19 protein-coding genes and 1 pseudogene are annotated in these 14,637 nt (G+C 51.7%); 9 read left to right on the forward strand and 11 right to left on the reverse strand.

The window, feature by feature from the left end; genetic code table 11:
* Positions 1 to 225 precede the first annotated feature (225 nt).
* Positions 226 to 369: pseudogene (locus ACMWLG_RS07405) on the reverse strand (LysR family transcriptional regulator); the annotation flags it as partial.
* A 28-nt stretch (positions 370 to 397) separates the two neighbouring features.
* Between ACMWLG_RS07405 and ACMWLG_RS07410 the strand changes: the two are divergent.
* The 5 genes from ACMWLG_RS07410 (at position 398) to ACMWLG_RS07430 (ending at position 2,606) form a co-directional block, all read left to right on the forward strand.
* A complete protein-coding gene (locus tag ACMWLG_RS07410; RefSeq protein ID WP_223825975.1) occupies positions 398 to 649 on the forward strand; it encodes a hypothetical protein in 252 nt (83 codons plus the stop codon).
* Positions 650 to 724: 75 nt separating this feature from the next.
* Positions 725 to 1,168 (forward strand): PACE efflux transporter, encoded by a 444-nt coding sequence (locus tag ACMWLG_RS07415; RefSeq protein ID WP_045399337.1) that lies wholly within the window; start codon positions 725 to 727, stop codon positions 1,166 to 1,168.
* A 38-nt stretch (positions 1,169 to 1,206) separates the two neighbouring features.
* Positions 1,207 to 1,635 carry a DUF4354 family protein gene (locus tag ACMWLG_RS07420; protein ID WP_045399334.1) on the forward strand — a complete coding sequence of 143 codons (429 nt, stop codon included), beginning with the start codon at positions 1,207 to 1,209 and terminating at the stop codon, positions 1,633 to 1,635.
* Between the two features lie 87 nt (positions 1,636 to 1,722).
* Positions 1,723 to 2,094 (forward strand): VOC family protein, encoded by a 372-nt coding sequence (locus tag ACMWLG_RS07425; protein ID WP_023311812.1) that lies wholly within the window; start codon positions 1,723 to 1,725, stop codon positions 2,092 to 2,094.
* 149 nt (positions 2,095 to 2,243) lie between these two features.
* Positions 2,244 to 2,606 (forward strand): DUF4406 domain-containing protein, encoded by a 363-nt coding sequence (locus ACMWLG_RS07430; RefSeq protein ID WP_045354998.1) that lies wholly within the window; start codon positions 2,244 to 2,246, stop codon positions 2,604 to 2,606.
* Between the two features lie 38 nt (positions 2,607 to 2,644).
* Here the strand turns inward: ACMWLG_RS07430 and ACMWLG_RS07435 are convergent, their stop codons facing one another.
* Complete coding sequence (locus ACMWLG_RS07435) at positions 2,645 to 3,418, reverse strand: DeoR/GlpR family DNA-binding transcription regulator (protein WP_045399329.1); 774 nt, start codon at positions 3,416 to 3,418, stop codon at positions 2,645 to 2,647.
* A gap of 86 nt (positions 3,419 to 3,504) precedes the next feature.
* Between ACMWLG_RS07435 and ACMWLG_RS07440 the strand changes: the two genes are divergently transcribed.
* Together ACMWLG_RS07440 and ACMWLG_RS07445 are read left to right on the forward strand one after the other, a co-directional pair.
* Positions 3,505 to 4,089: an NUDIX domain-containing protein gene (locus ACMWLG_RS07440; RefSeq protein ID WP_045399327.1), complete on the forward strand. Its 585-nt coding sequence runs from the start codon at positions 3,505 to 3,507 to the stop codon at positions 4,087 to 4,089.
* 300 nt (positions 4,090 to 4,389) lie between these two features.
* Positions 4,390 to 5,082, forward strand: a complete 693-nt coding sequence (locus tag ACMWLG_RS07445; RefSeq protein WP_045620698.1) for a helix-turn-helix transcriptional regulator — start codon at positions 4,390 to 4,392, stop codon at positions 5,080 to 5,082.
* 14 nt (positions 5,083 to 5,096) lie between these two features.
* Here ACMWLG_RS07445 and ACMWLG_RS07450 read toward each other — a convergent pair whose 3' ends face one another.
* A complete protein-coding gene (locus ACMWLG_RS07450; RefSeq protein ID WP_047064252.1) occupies positions 5,097 to 5,735 on the reverse strand; it encodes an acyl-homoserine-lactone synthase in 639 nt (212 codons plus the stop codon).
* Between the two features lie 383 nt (positions 5,736 to 6,118).
* On the opposite strand from ACMWLG_RS07450, the gene tam reads away from it, so the two are divergent.
* Positions 6,119 to 6,877, forward strand: a complete 759-nt coding sequence (tam, locus tag ACMWLG_RS07455; protein WP_045399320.1) for a trans-aconitate 2-methyltransferase — start codon at positions 6,119 to 6,121, stop codon at positions 6,875 to 6,877.
* A gap of 4 nt (positions 6,878 to 6,881) precedes the next feature.
* Here tam and ACMWLG_RS07460 read toward each other — a convergent pair whose 3' ends face one another.
* From ACMWLG_RS07460 to ACMWLG_RS07490, 7 genes are all read right to left on the reverse strand, one after another.
* A complete protein-coding gene (locus tag ACMWLG_RS07460) occupies positions 6,882 to 8,072 on the reverse strand; it encodes a cytochrome c biogenesis protein/redoxin (RefSeq protein ID WP_045399317.1) in 1,191 nt (396 codons plus the stop codon).
* 135 nt (positions 8,073 to 8,207) lie between these two features.
* Positions 8,208 to 9,506 (reverse strand): ATP-binding protein, encoded by a 1,299-nt coding sequence (locus tag ACMWLG_RS07465; protein ID WP_045399314.1) that lies wholly within the window; start codon positions 9,504 to 9,506, stop codon positions 8,208 to 8,210.
* Positions 9,503 to 10,243, reverse strand: a complete 741-nt coding sequence (locus ACMWLG_RS07470) for a response regulator (protein WP_045399311.1) — start codon at positions 10,241 to 10,243, stop codon at positions 9,503 to 9,505. Before ACMWLG_RS07470 ends, ACMWLG_RS07465 begins: the two co-directional genes overlap by 4 nt.
* Before the next feature lie 44 nt (positions 10,244 to 10,287).
* The gene (locus tag ACMWLG_RS07475) at positions 10,288 to 11,283 is read right to left on the reverse strand and encodes an alpha/beta fold hydrolase (RefSeq protein ID WP_045354983.1); all 996 of its coding nucleotides are present in this window, start codon (positions 11,281 to 11,283) and stop codon (positions 10,288 to 10,290) included.
* Between the two features lie 145 nt (positions 11,284 to 11,428).
* Positions 11,429 to 11,869, reverse strand: a complete 441-nt coding sequence (locus tag ACMWLG_RS07480) for a GNAT family N-acetyltransferase (RefSeq protein WP_045399307.1) — start codon at positions 11,867 to 11,869, stop codon at positions 11,429 to 11,431.
* A gap of 12 nt (positions 11,870 to 11,881) precedes the next feature.
* On the reverse strand, positions 11,882 to 12,352 hold the full coding sequence (locus ACMWLG_RS07485; RefSeq protein WP_045399303.1) for a GNAT family N-acetyltransferase: 471 nt from the start codon (positions 12,350 to 12,352) through the stop codon (positions 11,882 to 11,884).
* A gap of 9 nt (positions 12,353 to 12,361) precedes the next feature.
* Entirely contained in the window at positions 12,362 to 12,949 is a 588-nt protein-coding gene (locus ACMWLG_RS07490) for a hypothetical protein (RefSeq protein ID WP_045399300.1), read from the reverse strand.
* 134 nt (positions 12,950 to 13,083) lie between these two features.
* On the opposite strand from ACMWLG_RS07490, the gene ACMWLG_RS07495 reads away from it, so the two are divergent.
* Positions 13,084 to 13,632 (forward strand): GNAT family N-acetyltransferase, encoded by a 549-nt coding sequence (locus tag ACMWLG_RS07495; protein WP_045354973.1) that lies wholly within the window; start codon positions 13,084 to 13,086, stop codon positions 13,630 to 13,632.
* Here ACMWLG_RS07495 and ACMWLG_RS07500 read toward each other — a convergent pair.
* Positions 13,620 to 14,534: a bestrophin family protein gene (locus ACMWLG_RS07500; RefSeq protein ID WP_045399297.1), complete on the reverse strand. Its 915-nt coding sequence runs from the start codon at positions 14,532 to 14,534 to the stop codon at positions 13,620 to 13,622. The genes ACMWLG_RS07495 and ACMWLG_RS07500 overlap by 13 nt on opposite strands.
* Between the last annotated feature and the right edge of the window lie 103 nt (positions 14,535 to 14,637).

A 14,637-nucleotide genomic window follows, 5' to 3' on the forward strand; every position in this document is an offset into this window, starting at 1 on the left:
TGTTTCAGTCGGAGGAAAGTCTATCAGTAAAGAGAATGAGAGATCAAAGTGGTCATTTTAATTGAGCTGGATAACGGACATTTCAATTGAGCCTTGACAAATATGAGATCAGAAGAAATCTGGCATCTTATGGGCATCGTTGGCGTTGGCCTGAATGCTAATGACCTCTGAGTGTGTCTTCTCAAGTGCTGCTATCATCACGCTGATCGTCTCACAGTGCATGGCTTACCGTTTTGCCCTGTTGATATAAGCCTGTAAACCCTCAGCAAGAAAATCAAACACCGTTTTACAGGCCCGGCTTTGGCGTAAATCCTCATGCATCACCAGCCAGGTGTCCAGATGAAACGCAAAGTAATCAGGAATTATGCGTGGACACTGGGATCCTGATGGTACAACGATGACCACAGCTATAAAGCACGTCGCGGAGCATGCCGGTATTAAGGCGAAGGTGAAGTCATTTCCATGGTGGCTGGTTTCTGCAATGAGTCCGTTTAACACCACGCTGCGTGAAATGCGGGAGATGCGCTATCTCTGGGAGCAGACAATAGAGATGGATAATTCAAAACTGATCGCCTTTTTAGGTCATGAACCGCAGACCCCCCTTACCGAGGCCGTGCGTTCTACATTAGCAGGCCTGGGGTGTATTTAACATAACCTGCACGTTTAGAAAAGGTTGAAAGACATCTGATATACTTCAGCTTTTGAAAAACGCTGCCGTAAGCAAATGGAAATTGAATTAAATAAGAGTGTTAAAGAGAGAGTTTTCCATGCTGTCATTTTTGAAGTGACGGCCAACGTTGTCATCGCGCTGTCTCTCGCCAGGCTGATGAACGTGTCGGTACTCCAGTCAGGCTCATTGTCCGTGATATCCGCCCTTACCGCCACGGTCTGGAATTTTATTTTTAATAAGCTCTTTGACTCCCTGCAGAAAAAACATCAGTTTCAGCGCACATTTCTCGTTCGCGCAATCCATGCGGTTGGTTTTGAAACGGGACTTATCATCTCCTTAATCCCTGTGGCAATGGTTATGCTGAACCTGACCGTGGCTGAGGCATTTTTTGTTGAGATTGGTCTGGTGCTGTTTTTCCTGCCCTATACGATGCTGTTTAACTGGCTTTACGACTACCTGCGCTGGACGTTCGTTAGACGGAAACGTACGGCGTTATAGCTATAGTAGATCAATGTAAAAAATGAAGAGGAAGAAAAATGCGAAGTCTCCTGGCTAAAGGAATTTGTCTTGCGTTAGCGTTGTCCGCCGCCGGGACGGCGCTGGCCGCTCAGAAAGAGAGCCATGACGACAAGCTCAACGGGATAACCATTTTCGCTCAAAAAGAGTCTCAGGGAAGCCAATGGGACAGTACAACGGGCGAAGCAAAATATATGGTCAGCTATAAAGTTACGCTTGATAACGCGTCGGGTAAAAGTATTGAACCGGGCAAAGATAATAAGATGTGTTTCTTCCTGTTTGATAAAAACGGAAAAACATTTATGAGCACCGGCATTGAGCTTGAGATGTTGAAAAAATACAACCCGCGGGACAACAGAACAGGATTGGTCTATTTTTCCAGCTCAAACCCTGCCGTTTTAAATATGCCATTTGTCCGCTTCGGCATCGGAAAAGACTGCATAAATTGATGACTGTCACATTGACACGTTCTTTCGTATGTTCGCCCCACTCTCCTTCTATACTGGTTATCTCTCCATCTCATAAAGGAAGAAACCATGTTCGATCATGTGAAATTCGGCGTCAGTGATTATGAAAAAAGTAAAACCTTCTTCCTCCATGCGCTTAAGCCGCTTGGTGTAGAACTCATTGATGAAGGCACGCCAGACTACGGTGTCGAAATGAGTTCAGGCGACGTTTCGCTTTGTCTTTTTCAGACAAATGATAAACCTGCTCCTCTGCATCTGGCGTTTGTGGCCGACACGCGCCAGCAGGTCGATGCATTTTACCATGCCGCCCTGCGCGCCGGCGGACGTGATAACGGCGGGCCGGGGTTGAGGTCATACGGTGAAAATTACTATGCCGCGTTTGTCATTTCGCCTGATGGCCATAATATCGAGGCGGTGTGCCATGCGCCGGAAAGTCTGTAGCTCAGCCCTTCTCTCAGAAGCGATTAAATGATCTGTTATGCATCTTTTTGCACGATAATGCACGAAAGAGTTTCATAACGCGGCCTCAATCCCGTATGGTATCGGTAGTAAACGTGCAACTTCATGCAATAACACTGACAGAGGTACCTATGACACAACAGCTAATTTTAATTGCCGGCCCCTATCGCAGCGGAACCGAAGGCGTTCAGGCACGTATTGATGAGAATCTGGCGCGTCTCGAAAGCGCAGCACTAGCCGTTTACCAGCGGGGTCACATCCCGGTCATTGGTGAATGGCTGGCTTTGCCGTTGGCAAAAGCCGCAGGATCGAAAGCGGTTGGTGATGAAATCAGTGAAGCGATGCTGTACCCCGTTGCTCACCGGCTAATAGCTAAATGTGATGCCATTTATCGTATTGCCGGTCCGTCTAAAGGTGCCGATATGGACATTGAGGTTGCCCGCAAATATGGCCTGAAGGTTTATACCGCACTTGAGAACATTCCTGAGGCTTAAGGCAGTCCGCCAGCCAGCCTGTGCTCACAGGCTGGCTATCAGAGAGTGACACTCTCTGAGGTCAACACGACGGATACTCCCTTTTCCGATACCGCGCGGATCCACTCCTTATCGGTATTGTCTTCCACGACGATGGTATTCACCGATGACACATCGCCAATCACAAACGAAGACGCTGTGTTGATCTTTTCAGGAGAAGCCAGCACAACCGTCTCCGCGGCTCTGCCGGAAAATGCACGTTTGATGCACGCTTCTTCGAAATCGCCGGTTGTCAGCCCCGCCTCAGGATGGATCCCGGTCACGCCCATAAAGAACAGATCTGCATGAATATTTTCGATGCCTTCGATGGCCGCAGCGCCGACCGCAACAATGGAGTGCTTATACAAGCGACCGCCGATCAGAATCACCTCGATGGACGGATGATCCACAAGCCCCAGGGCGATGCTCGGACTGTGCGTAACCACCGTGATGCGCAGATCTGGAGGGAAAAGAGTAATCAGCTCCGAAGTAGTCGTGCCACCGTCAACGATCACCACCTGGCCTGATGAAATCAGCTGCGCGCCTTTGCGGGCGACCCGTTTTTTCGCATCCATTTTCACGGATTGCCGTTCGGCAAAGGGAGCAATAGCAGAAGATGACGGCAGCGCGCCGCCGTGAACGCGCTGCAAACGCCCTTCTGCCGCCAGCTCGCGCAAATCACGCCTGATGGTGTCTTCAGAGACATCAAAGAACATGCTGAGCACTTTTGACTGGACCTGGCCTTCGGTGCCGAGCTTTTCGAGGATCAATTGTTTTCGCTGACTGGTGAGCATCATGAATTCCTGATATTGCATGTTTTATCTTGAAGATGCACGATAATGCTGTTTATGATAATTACTCTACGTAAGGAGAAACAAACGTGCAATCAAAACGTGCAGATGTGCGCATCATTGACAGTGAAACCCTGTCAGATAACTGGTACAACCTTAAAAAGTACACCTTCGACCTGCAGCGCCGTGACGGCGAATGGCAACGACAGCAACGAGAGGTCTACGACCGTGGCAACGGCGCGACTATTCTTCTCTACAACCGTGAGAAAAAGACGGTGATCCTGACGCGCCAGTTCCGCTTCCCTGTCTTTATCAACGGCCATGAGGACAATCTAATCGAAGCCGCTGCGGGGTTGCTGGACAACATGGATCCCGAGAGCCGCATCAAAGCAGAAGCGGAAGAAGAGACAGGATTTCAGGTTTCGAGCGTGCAGAAAATCTTTGAAGCCTATATGAGTCCAGGCTCCGTCACGGAAAAACTCTATTTTTATCTTGCCGAGTATCAGCCAAAAGACAGAACCGGCGCAGGCGGCGGGATCAAGGCTGAGGGAGAAGATATCGACGTGCTGGAAATGACGCTTGAAGAGGCATTATGCGGCATTGAAACAGGCAAGATTGTCGACGGTAAAACCATCATGCTGCTTTATCATATTGCTCTGAAAGGCATTATGTAGCCTGCGGGTTAAAATCCTGATTTGAATCTGGGTCGGTACGCTTGTGCAATACTCAAATGCAAAGCGGAAAACCTCCTAAATTTTGCAGCCTACTATATTTAGTTAACGATCTCGGGATTTGACAAAATCTTCAAAAATTCACTGAGTCATCTGCATTTTCCATTAGAAATGCCACACGTTCGCCAGGCTACCAGTTGAGGTAGCCTGTCTTATCTGTTGGCTGGATTAAAATGCGACTCGCTACAGATAACGAAGCATATTATACTTGCTCCTCCATTCGAACAGGAGGCAGCAACTCACGTGAAGGATACATATTACAGCGACATAACGATCAATACGCTAATTCAGAGTGAGCTGGACGCGTTTTTTGAGGATTTCAATGGGATCGTCTTCGCCTACGCCATTATGAACAAGAAAGATCCTTCACAGATGCGGATAATCAATAACAGCCCCGAGTGGTTTGATATCTACCTCGACAGAAAATACCAGTTCATTGACCCTGTTATCATTCGGGCTTTGCGCTGTGTTGAAGATTTTTTCTGGGAAAGTGATGTCATCCTGTCTGATGGTTATAACCTGACGCGCATTTTCAACGAAAGCGTCCAGTATGATATCTACCAGGGGCAGACGTTCCCTCTGCATGACTATCTTAATAATCTTGTCGTCTTATCCGTCATCAGTCCTAAGCATTCTGGTATTGATATAGAAAAATATCGGCCACAATTTCTAAGCTTCCTTGTTCAACTGCATCAGAAGACACTCAATCTCTATAGCCAGCATCAACAGAAAAAGAATGTTTTTCTGTCGCCACGTGAGAGACAAATCCTTAAATGGGTCAGCGCCGGGAAAACCTACGCAGAAATTTCTGTTATTTTGTCTATTGCTGAACGCACCGTAAAATTCCATATGGGGAATGTAATGAAAAAACTCGGTGTGAATAATGCCAGACACGCAATTAAACTTGGAACAGAACTACGATTACTGGACGACTGAGCCTCAGCCACTGGTTATAAGTGGCGTAAATGCTCCAGCATTTCGCGAAGCCAGTGACTGGATTTATCTTTTCTAATAATGTCTTCAATAATGTTGATACTGGCAGGCATAAATATATAGTAAATAACCTCTCCTTTTTCAGACAAGCCGCGTTGAATAACTTCAACTTTCCAGTTTGCATGGCGAAAAATGGCATACATACCACGACTGACTACTGCATACATTCCATGATATTTATTCTTAATGCAATAAATATTCATCGCAAGAAACAATGCCTTACTGGCGGGCACGCCCTGCAGACTTGAGGAGTCTCGTCTTTCTTTATCTAAAAATAAACGGCTAATTTCACAGCAGGGAACATCTGTCGGTAAAATAATGGTTTCGGCAAAATAATTGTGAAAAATTTCACTTATCATTGTCGGATGCGTCGAATTAATGAATCGCGCGCCGCATAACAACTCTCCCTCATACATACCCAACAAGTATGTCGTGTTTGGGTTGTCAAATTGATCCTTTTCCATATCTTCAACGCATTCAACTTTCCAGTCGAGTCGGTCCCGAAAGGTTTTTCTCCTGAGTCGGAAGAGTTCGCGGGCTAATGCTGACGGTAAATCATCGTAATCATGCAAAAAAAACTCAATAACAGAATTCATTGCTCTTATTCCTGATAATAACACCTGAAACTATTATCCCCTGTCTTTTAGGACAGCTTTCATTGTGCATGGTATTCCTTATACTTGAAAAGTACCCGGCCACTAAGTCCTCGTGAAACTCAGTGGCCAGGAGGTCAAAGACCTACGAAACACCAGGGATATATCCATTCATGATTATCTAATATTTATAGTTTCGGGTACAGAGCGTAAGAAGCACTTAGCCGATAAAATATTAAAAAACGATAATTATAAAATAATTACAATTAAAGTATTGCCCCTTAAGAATTTAAGGGGTAATATTCCCTTTTTCTTATTTTTCCCCTATTATCTCTGTTCTTACTGCTGTGCTACTCTTGCAGAAGCATGCTAAACGGAGTACCAAAATGGCCGACTGGAATCCTTCTCTTTACCTGCAATACGGCGCGGAAAGAACGCGTCCTGCCGCAGAACTGCTCGCCAGAATTCCTCTGGATGAGGTCTCCACCATCGCTGATTTAGGCTGCGGGCCGGGAAACAGCACCGCGCTGTTGAAGCATCGCTGGCCTTCGGCGCACATTACCGGGGTCGACAAATCCCCTGCAATGCTCGAGGAAGCAAGAGCCGCATTGCCTGGCTGCCATTTTGTTGAGGCCGATATCCGCCAGTACAAGCCTGGCCAGCCGCTGAGCCTGATTTATGCCAACGCTTCGCTGCAGTGGGTTCCTGACCACTACGATCTCCTTCCTCATCTCGTTTCTTTGCTCACGCTTAACGGCGTATTAGCGATCCAGATGCCTGACAACTGGCTTGAACCCACTCACGTAGCGATGCGTGAAGTGGCGCTGGAGCAAGACTACCCTGACCGCGGCCGTGAACCTCTCCCGGGTGTGCATGCCTATTACGACATCTTGTCGGAGGCGGGCTGTGACGTGGATATCTGGCGGACAACCTATTTCCATAAAATGAGCTCGCACCAGGCCATTATTGACTGGGTAAGTGCCACCGGCTTGCGTCCGTGGCTGCAGGAACTGAACGAGAGTGAGCAGAAACGTTTCCTGAAACGCTACCATGAACTGCTGGAAGAGCAGTATCCGCTCCAGGAAAATGGGCAGATACTGCTCGCTTTTCCGCGGCTATTTCTCGTAGCGCAACGCCAGCCCTGACGGGTTATGACCTGGCTTCTTTCAGCAGCTGCTGAATGATCTTTTCCTGCTGCGCATAATCTCCTTCGCCAAAGGCGGTATAGCGTAGCTGGCCTTTGGCATCGAAATAGTAATGCGCTGGCCAGTACTGGTTCCCGAAAGCGTTCCAGATTTGATAGTTGTTATCCGTCACCACCCGATACGGCAGCTGCCATTTCTCCACCGCGGTTTTTACCGACGAAAGCGGCTTTTCCCAGGGATATTCCGGCGTGTGAACCCCAATCACGACCAGCCCCTGAGACTGATACTTCGTGGCCCAGTCTTTCACATGGGGAAGCGTATGCTGGCAGTTAATGCAATCCCACGTCCAGAAATCAATTAATACCACCTTCCCTCGCAGAGATTCAGACGTGACAGGGTCACCGTTTATCCACCCTGTTCCCCCGCTTAACGAAGGCAGCTGGCTGCTGGGCTCTGTCATCACGACCGGCCGGAGCTTCACCGGCGCGGCTGTGGGTTTCGCCATCGTCAAAAGTGTTGTCTCCAGACGATCCGCAACGCCGTTTGCTCCTTTCAGAAGCGAAGTCATTCCTGTCGCGTTAAATACGACTGCCGCCAGCATCGCCACGCCAGCCCCCTGCCGCAGCCTTTCCATCAGCGCCGATTTTGCTCTTAACGGCGCAATCAGCGTGCGGCCGCCGAAAACGAGCAGGCTCAGCATCAGCGCGCATCCGCTGCCGTAGGCCGCCAGCAGCGCGCCCGTCGTAATGGCCGAATGGCCCGCGATATTAATGCTGAAAATGGCGCCCAGTATGGGACCGGCGCAGGGAGACCAGAGCAGCCCCACCGCGAGCCCGGCCAGAAAAGCCGATGCCATACCGCGCGTTTGCCCGCTTCGGGTGTTCAGGACATTTCCCGCGCTGACGGCCGGACCCGCAATACGCTGGGCGAATGACGGAAAAATTAAGGCCAGCGCGGCCGTGGCCAGAATGACTAGAGCGATCCAGCGCCCGACGATGGTTGCCTCTGCGATCCACTCGCTGGCGACGGTGACGGCCATCGCCACCAGGGTGAACATCACGATCATCCCCGCGAGCAGGGCCAGAATATGTCGTCGCTGTCCCTGAAAACCGGCGAACAGGAGCGGAATAACCGGGAGAGTACATGGGCTGAGCAGGCTTATCACCCCGCCCAGAAAAGCGATTACCAGAAACATAGACACCTCACAATACAAGTCCTGCGACGCTGCAGTGAGGCTATTTCATCGTGCGGATGTGTTCAGGATATGTGTAAAAAAGCAGGTTTTGTCTGACTCTGTATCACCCAGGCCGGGAGATACAAAGCCGTACAATTAACGGCGCGGTAGCGTAATGGAGACATCCAGTCCGCCTCCGGCCCGGTTCGTCAGGTTGAGCTTTCCTTCAAGCTGAGCGGTGAGCTGCGCGGCAATCGCCAGTCCGAGTCCTGTTCCGCCGGTATCGCGGTTGCGCGATGTTTCCACCCGGTAGAACGGCTGTAAAACCGCCTCAAGCTCGGCTTCAGGGATCCCCGGCCCGTCGTCCGTGATGTGGATAACCCCCTCCCGGTCAGACGAATCATCGATGGCTATTACAGCGCGTTCGCCGAATTTGAGCGCGTTATCCAGCAGGTTAGTCATCACCCGGCGGAGCGCCTGGGGACGCGTAACGATTGGCAGCCGGGCATCGCTTGCCTGAAACTGCACGTTTTTACCGATGTCCTGATAATCGCAGGCGATGCTGTTGACCCAGGCGTTTAGCTCCAGCTTCAGCGGGGTCTCTTCCAGCGATTCTGATGACCGGGCATACGCAATCCCCTCCCGCACCAGACGCGTCATGTTATCAAGGTCGTTCAGAAGCTTGTCGCGAAGTTCTGGTTCCCCTGCCATTTCGACACGGAGCTTCATGCGGGTAATCGGGGTCTGGAGATCGTGAGAAATGGAGGCCAGGATCTGCGCGCGCTCCCTGAGATAAGACTGAATGCGTGCCTGCATTGCGTTGAAGGCATGCGCTGCCCGCTGCACCTCAAGCGGACCTTTCTCCGTCATTGGCGTGCTGGCCGCCGGATCCAGCGAATCCACCGCGCGGGTAAATTGTGAAAAAGGCCGCACCACCTGCCGCACGGCAATCCAGGCGCACGCAGCCAGCAGCAGCAGCTGCAGAATCAGCACAACGGGCAACCAGCTGGCGACCGGCGGCATGCGCGGGATCAGGTCAATGGTCAGCGGCGCGCCGTCGCGCAGCGTCAGATGCGCCTGGATGTGTGAAACGGCACCAGGGACGGCGGTGAAGCTGAGCGGGTACTGTGTCGCGAGCGTCGCTTTTAAGGTTCGGATGGCGTCCTGCGAACGCCTATCCGTCGGCGCGTTGCCGGGCTCTCCCGGCCCCAGAATATAGCGATAGTTACCCCGTTCGAGGCGCGGAAGCCAGGCCGCGCGTTCGCTGGCCGGTAAGCGGTCTAAAATGGCGACGCTGGTTGCGACGTCGTTTTCCAGATTACCGAGCATCACCGTTCTGGCGCTGTGCATTCGTTCAATCATGACCAGCGTCAGGCTCAGGGCGTTGGCCAGCAGCATGCCGGACAGCACGACGAGCAGCAAGCGGGCAAGCAGCGAGCGTGGCCAGAACCTCATTCGTTAGCCTCTTTGATGCTGACCGGCATCGTAAAAACGTAGCCTTCGCTGCGCACGGTCTTGATATAGGCGGGCGTGCGGGCATCTTCGTTCAGGCGCTGACGGACCCGGCTAACCAGCAGGTCGATAGAACGTTCAAACAGCTCGGCGTCGCGCCCCTGCGTGAGGTTGAGCAGCTGATCGCGGGTCAGCACCCGCTGAGGATGGTCAAGGAAAACGCGCAGCAGGCGATACTCCGCCCCGCTGAGCGCGACGATCACCCCTTCCGGATCGATTAAGTGACGTGCAACGGTATCGAGCTGCCATTCACCGAACATCACCAGCCGCCCGGCTTCTGTCACCTGCAGATTGGGCGGCATCGTGCGAAAACGTCGTAAAATCGCTTTGATACGCGCCAGCAGTTCGCGGGCGACAAACGGCTTCACCACGTAGTCATCCGCGCCCATCTCCAGACCCAGGATCCTGTCCGTCTCCTCATTGCGGGCCGTCAGCATCAGGATGGGCAGATCTTTATATTTCCCGACGCGTAGCTCTCGACACAGCGTAAGGCCGTCGTCGCCGGGCATCATGACATCCAGCACCACCAGGTCGATATGCTGTTTATCCAGCACGACGCGCATCTCTTTACCGTTGGCCGCGCCCGTCGCGCGATAGCCAGACTTACCGAGATAATCGACAATCAGTTCACGAATATCCCTGTCGTCATCGACGACAAGGATATGATCAATATGCTCCACCGAAATCTCCAGACCGAAGGTTAACGTACTGAAAATAGCACATTTCAGAGCTTGTCCGCGTCAACGACGGCCTTGACGAAATCCTGCGGATCTTCCTGAGGCGGATTGTGCCCCACGTTTGCCCCGAAGGTGCGGTGCTCATATTTACCGGTAAATTTACCCGCGTAGGCCTGCGGTGCCGGATGCGGCGCGCCGTTGTTCCCACCTTCGATGGTGATCGTTGGAACGGTGATATTCGGCAGCGTGGCCAGTTTCTGCTCGTAGCTGTCGTATTTACGCTCGCCTTTTTCCAGCCCTAAACGCCAGCGATAGTTGCTGAGCGTCACGGCGACGTGATCCGGGTTATCGAGGGATTTGGCGCTGGCGTTAAAAACAGCATCGCTAAATTTCCAGTCAGGCGAGGCCTGAGACCAGATTAAGCGCGCGAAGTCATGCGTGTTTTTGGCATAGCCCTCAGCACCGCGCGCGGTGGCGAAATAGAACTGATACCACCACTGCTGCTCCGCTTTTGGCGGCAGCGGCTGTTTGCCAATCTGCTGGCTGCTGATGAGATACCCGCTCACCGACACCAGTGACTTAACGCGCTCTGGCCACAGCGCCGCAACGATATCCGCCGTACGAGCGCCCCAGTCATATCCTGCAAATACCGCCTGCTTAATATTCAGGGCATCCATCAGGTTCACAATATCTTTCGCCATGGCTGAAGGCTGGCCGTTGCGCGGCGTTTTGGCTGACAGGAAGCGCGTGGTGCCGTAGCCGCGCAGAGAAGGCACAATCACCCGATAGCCTTTTGCCGCCAGCGCGGGCGCAACGTCGGCGTAGCTGTGAATATCGTACGGCCAGCCGTGCAGTAAAATAACCGGCTGGCCATTTTTCGGGCCGATGTCGACATAACCGACATTCAGATCGCCGGCGTTAATTTGCTGTGGATGATCAAAGGCTGCCGCGAAATTTGTACCGGTGACTTCAGCCTGACAGGACATCACGGTGCCAAGAGAAACGGTCAGTGCGAGAGTTGAGTATGCGAATTTGCTAAACATGTTGGTATCTCCGGTTGAGTACAATTCACGGGGATATAACAACACGGCAATGTATAGCGGATATGTGCGAAAGCGGGTTTATTGCAAGCCTGTGTATGTATCCGGGACGCAGATACAGTGTGATACAAACACAGGCGTTGTCGCCTTAAAGGGAGAGGCGATAGCGGACGTAATCGTCAGCTTGACCGTATTTGTCATAGAGTTTACGCGCCGGGTTATTCTCACGGGTGACCCAGTACAGTTTTGACCACCCTTCGCGCTTGCCTTCCTCAATCAGAGCATCAATGAGCGCCTTACCGGCTCCCGCCCCGCGTTCTTCGGCATCAACAAACAGATCTTCCAGGTAGCAGACGGGGGCCGTTGACCAGGTTCCTTCATGCAGAATGCACATCGCGAAACCGATGACCTTTTGGTCCTTCTCGACCACCCGGCAGAACATCCGGGAATGCGCTGAGAGCGCCCTTTCCCATGTCGATGCGGTGACGGATTCCTCGAGGTAGCAATCATAAAAATGGGTATAGCCATCCCAAAGCGGTCGCCATTGGGAGTAATCGTCTTCGCATAGAGGTCTTACCGTGACAGCCATGTGTTCCTCACATTACAAATCGATCGCCATTTCGAAACAGCGTAAATCAGCCCCCGCCATACGCGAGTGATGATAGGTTTCGCTCAGCGTCACAAACCCCAGTTTCTGATAAAACGACTGGGCGTTAGGCGTTGCATCCAGCCTCAGGCGGGCTATCCCCCGGCTGCGGGCCTCATTTTTTAGCGCCTCGATAATCCGGGTCGCCATGCCTTTACCGGATGCAGCGGGCAAGGTGAATATCGCCTCCAGACAGTGGGTATCCAGATCCAGATAGCCGGTTGCCGCAATATCACCCTTTTCATCTTCCACCACGTAAAAAGGGTATTCAATGACCATCTGCCGATAGCGTTCTGGCATAAGATCCGGTGTCCAGCGCGCAATGACGTCGGCGCCGTAGCTGGTTTTACAGCCGTGACGAATCGCCTGATTGCGAATATTCCAGAGTATTTCGGCTTCCTGCGGGTTAGCTTTTCGTAAAGTCATACCCCCCCTTTAACGGCTTTTTAGTCGCATTTCCCGTGCCAGTCTGGCAAGACGCTGAGTACGACAATAGAGCGTAAACAGCACAAAGCCTCTGCTGTTCATAACCATCCGACAAAGTAACAGCGCGGATGATGCGATGACCAGTGGCCAAAGACCTCCGTCATGAGAAAACAGGAGATATAGCCCCTGAATAAGGGTCGCTATCAATAGAATGATGAACAATGCCATAAAGCTCAACAATCCAGACGTCTTACCTCGAGCCAGGAGTACGCTTATCACAATGAGTGCGCCTGTCATCGTCAATGATGGTACGAAAAAGCTCAATGCATGATGTAAAGGTGACAACCCCTGCAATGCGCTGAGAAAAGGCAGAAGGTTTAACGCAAACGCCACTAAAAAAAGAGGTAACAGCACCGCTACCGGATAAGGATTTTGACGCGGAAGCTCGCTGAGAGGACGCGAAAAATACCGTTCCAGCTCTGGCGTGGAATGATTAAAGAGACGGGTATCACGATGAGCAATAGCCTCCTCTATCTCTTTGCCATGCTGCAGGAGATCCTGGAAAACCTGTCCGGTTAAAAGAGACACAAAACTCATCAATATTTCGCCATTAAAGAAATGATGTCCATTTCTGGTAGGTAATAAACCCAGCGCGCCTCAACTGAATGTGATAGAGATGAAAATACCAGAACACAAACAAAAGCATAACGCTTAAATATGGAGATCAGCGGATGACGATACCGACGCTCACGACAGAACGCTTACTGCTAAAACCTCTGGTTGCTGAAGATGCGGCCCAGATACAAAAGCTTTATCCGCGCTGGGAGATTGTCCGCTATATGGTCTCTTCTGTGCCCTGGCCCTACCCGGACAACGGCGCAGAGAACTATGTCAACAACGTGGCGCTGCCGGATATGGCAAAAGGGATCGCCTGGTTCTGGAGCATCCGTCGTCGCGAGGTTCCGGATGAGTTGATGGGTATTATCTGTTTGTATGACGTCGAAGATAACAACCGTGGATTCTGGTTGGCCCCGGAGTTTCAGGGCCAGGGATACATGCGCGAGGCCAGCATTGTCGCGACTGATTTCTGGTTTAATACCCTAAACAAACCCGTATTGCGCGCGCCGAAAGCCGCCGCCAACAGCCGCTCCCGGCGTATTTCAGACAGTAGCGGCATGCGGCTTATCAGAACGGAACAAAAAGCCTACGTCAGCGGCATGCTGGATTCTGAACTGTGGGAAATCACCCGCGACGAGTGGAACGCCCGTCAGGTCAGCTGATAATGCTTATCCGGCATCAGCCTTTCCGGAATGTTCTCTTCATCGTTCATCTGCAGCAGATCGCGTTCCATCATGTTGCAGATGGCGTCCAGGGGCAGATCGTTATCTTCTGTGCCGAACGGGTCTTCCAGCTCTTCCGCCAGGGTGTCCAGCGAGATAAAGGTGTAGGAGATCAGCGCCGAGACAAAGGGCGTCATGTAGTGCAGATCCACAACCAGCGCGAACGGCAGCATGATGCAGAACAGATATACCGTGCGGTGCAAAATCAGCGTATAGGCAAACGGTACCGGCGTTGTCGCAATACGCTCGCATCCGGAAAGGACGATGGACATATCGTTCAGACGGTTGTTCAGGCTGTGGAACAGGATGTCTGAAAGCTGGCCGTTTCGCCGCCGCACGGCCAGCCACTCCCCCATGATCAGTAAAATACGGTTCGCCGGCGAGTTGGCGCTCATCACGTGGCGTAAATCATCCGAAGCAAGATAGCGAGAGAGCTTTTCGGCGTTCAGCTCCCGGCGCAGGGTCATACGCAGACAGTTGGCAAAAGCTATCTGCAGGCGAACAAATTCCCCCAGATGCTTATCGTCAGGCAAGGTGTTTTTTACCTCGCGAAACAGCGAGCGTGCCGCTATCATCAGCTGCCCCCACAGCAGGCGAGCCTCAACGTAGCGTGAATAACAGGCGTTGTTTCTGAAACCGAGAAAGATAGCGATCGCCACGCCGAGAATGCTAAATGGCGCCACGGTAAATTTGATGCCCAGCGAGGTATACCACGGCAGCATCAGGATAACGGCGATAGAAAGCAGGAAGTTGAGCAGCAATCGGGTATAGATCTTAGGCAGTACCGAACCGTGCCAGACAAAAATCAGTTGTAGCCAGTGCTGTTTAGGACGAACAATCATAGTGAGTTTCAAGCAGGAAAAGAGCGTGACTATTAAACGTGATCCCCCTCACGGTTGCAAGCATGTTAACGGAACATTGAATTTTATGACCTGTTTAGCGATA

This window comes from Enterobacter sp. 01-M-02-SI-ECC (genome assembly GCF_047530595.1).
Taxonomy (GTDB): Bacteria; Pseudomonadota; Gammaproteobacteria; order Enterobacterales; family Enterobacteriaceae; genus Enterobacter; species Enterobacter cloacae_M.

Coding starts and splice junctions, on each gene's coding strand:
- ACMWLG_RS07490 (WP_045399300.1), bottom strand. CDS start 12,949: ATGAGTTTTGTGTCTCTTTTAACCGGACAGGTTTTCCAGGATCTCCTG.
- ACMWLG_RS07465 (WP_045399314.1), bottom strand. CDS start 9,506: ATGAGGTTCTGGCCACGCTCGCTGCTTGCCCGCTTGCTGCTCGTCGTG.
- ACMWLG_RS07480 (WP_045399307.1), bottom strand. CDS start 11,869: ATGGCTGTCACGGTAAGACCTCTATGCGAAGACGATTACTCCCAATGG.
- tam (WP_045399320.1), top strand. CDS start 6,119: ATGGCCGACTGGAATCCTTCTCTTTACCTGCAATACGGCGCGGAAAGA.
- ACMWLG_RS07475 (WP_045354983.1), bottom strand. CDS start 11,283: ATGTTTAGCAAATTCGCATACTCAACTCTCGCACTGACCGTTTCTCTT.
- ACMWLG_RS07485 (WP_045399303.1), bottom strand. CDS start 12,352: ATGACTTTACGAAAAGCTAACCCGCAGGAAGCCGAAATACTCTGGAAT.
- ACMWLG_RS07495 (WP_045354973.1), top strand. CDS start 13,084: ATGACGATACCGACGCTCACGACAGAACGCTTACTGCTAAAACCTCTG.
- ACMWLG_RS07415 (WP_045399337.1), top strand. CDS start 725: ATGGAAATTGAATTAAATAAGAGTGTTAAAGAGAGAGTTTTCCATGCT.
- ACMWLG_RS07410 (WP_223825975.1), top strand. CDS start 398: ATGACCACAGCTATAAAGCACGTCGCGGAGCATGCCGGTATTAAGGCG.
- ACMWLG_RS07460 (WP_045399317.1), bottom strand. CDS start 8,072: ATGTTTCTGGTAATCGCTTTTCTGGGCGGGGTGATAAGCCTGCTCAGC.
- ACMWLG_RS07450 (WP_047064252.1), bottom strand. CDS start 5,735: ATGAATTCTGTTATTGAGTTTTTTTTGCATGATTACGATGATTTACCG.
- ACMWLG_RS07500 (WP_045399297.1), bottom strand. CDS start 14,534: ATGATTGTTCGTCCTAAACAGCACTGGCTACAACTGATTTTTGTCTGG.
- ACMWLG_RS07435 (WP_045399329.1), bottom strand. CDS start 3,418: ATGCTCACCAGTCAGCGAAAACAATTGATCCTCGAAAAGCTCGGCACC.
- ACMWLG_RS07425 (WP_023311812.1), top strand. CDS start 1,723: ATGTTCGATCATGTGAAATTCGGCGTCAGTGATTATGAAAAAAGTAAA.
- ACMWLG_RS07430 (WP_045354998.1), top strand. CDS start 2,244: ATGACACAACAGCTAATTTTAATTGCCGGCCCCTATCGCAGCGGAACC.
- ACMWLG_RS07420 (WP_045399334.1), top strand. CDS start 1,207: ATGCGAAGTCTCCTGGCTAAAGGAATTTGTCTTGCGTTAGCGTTGTCC.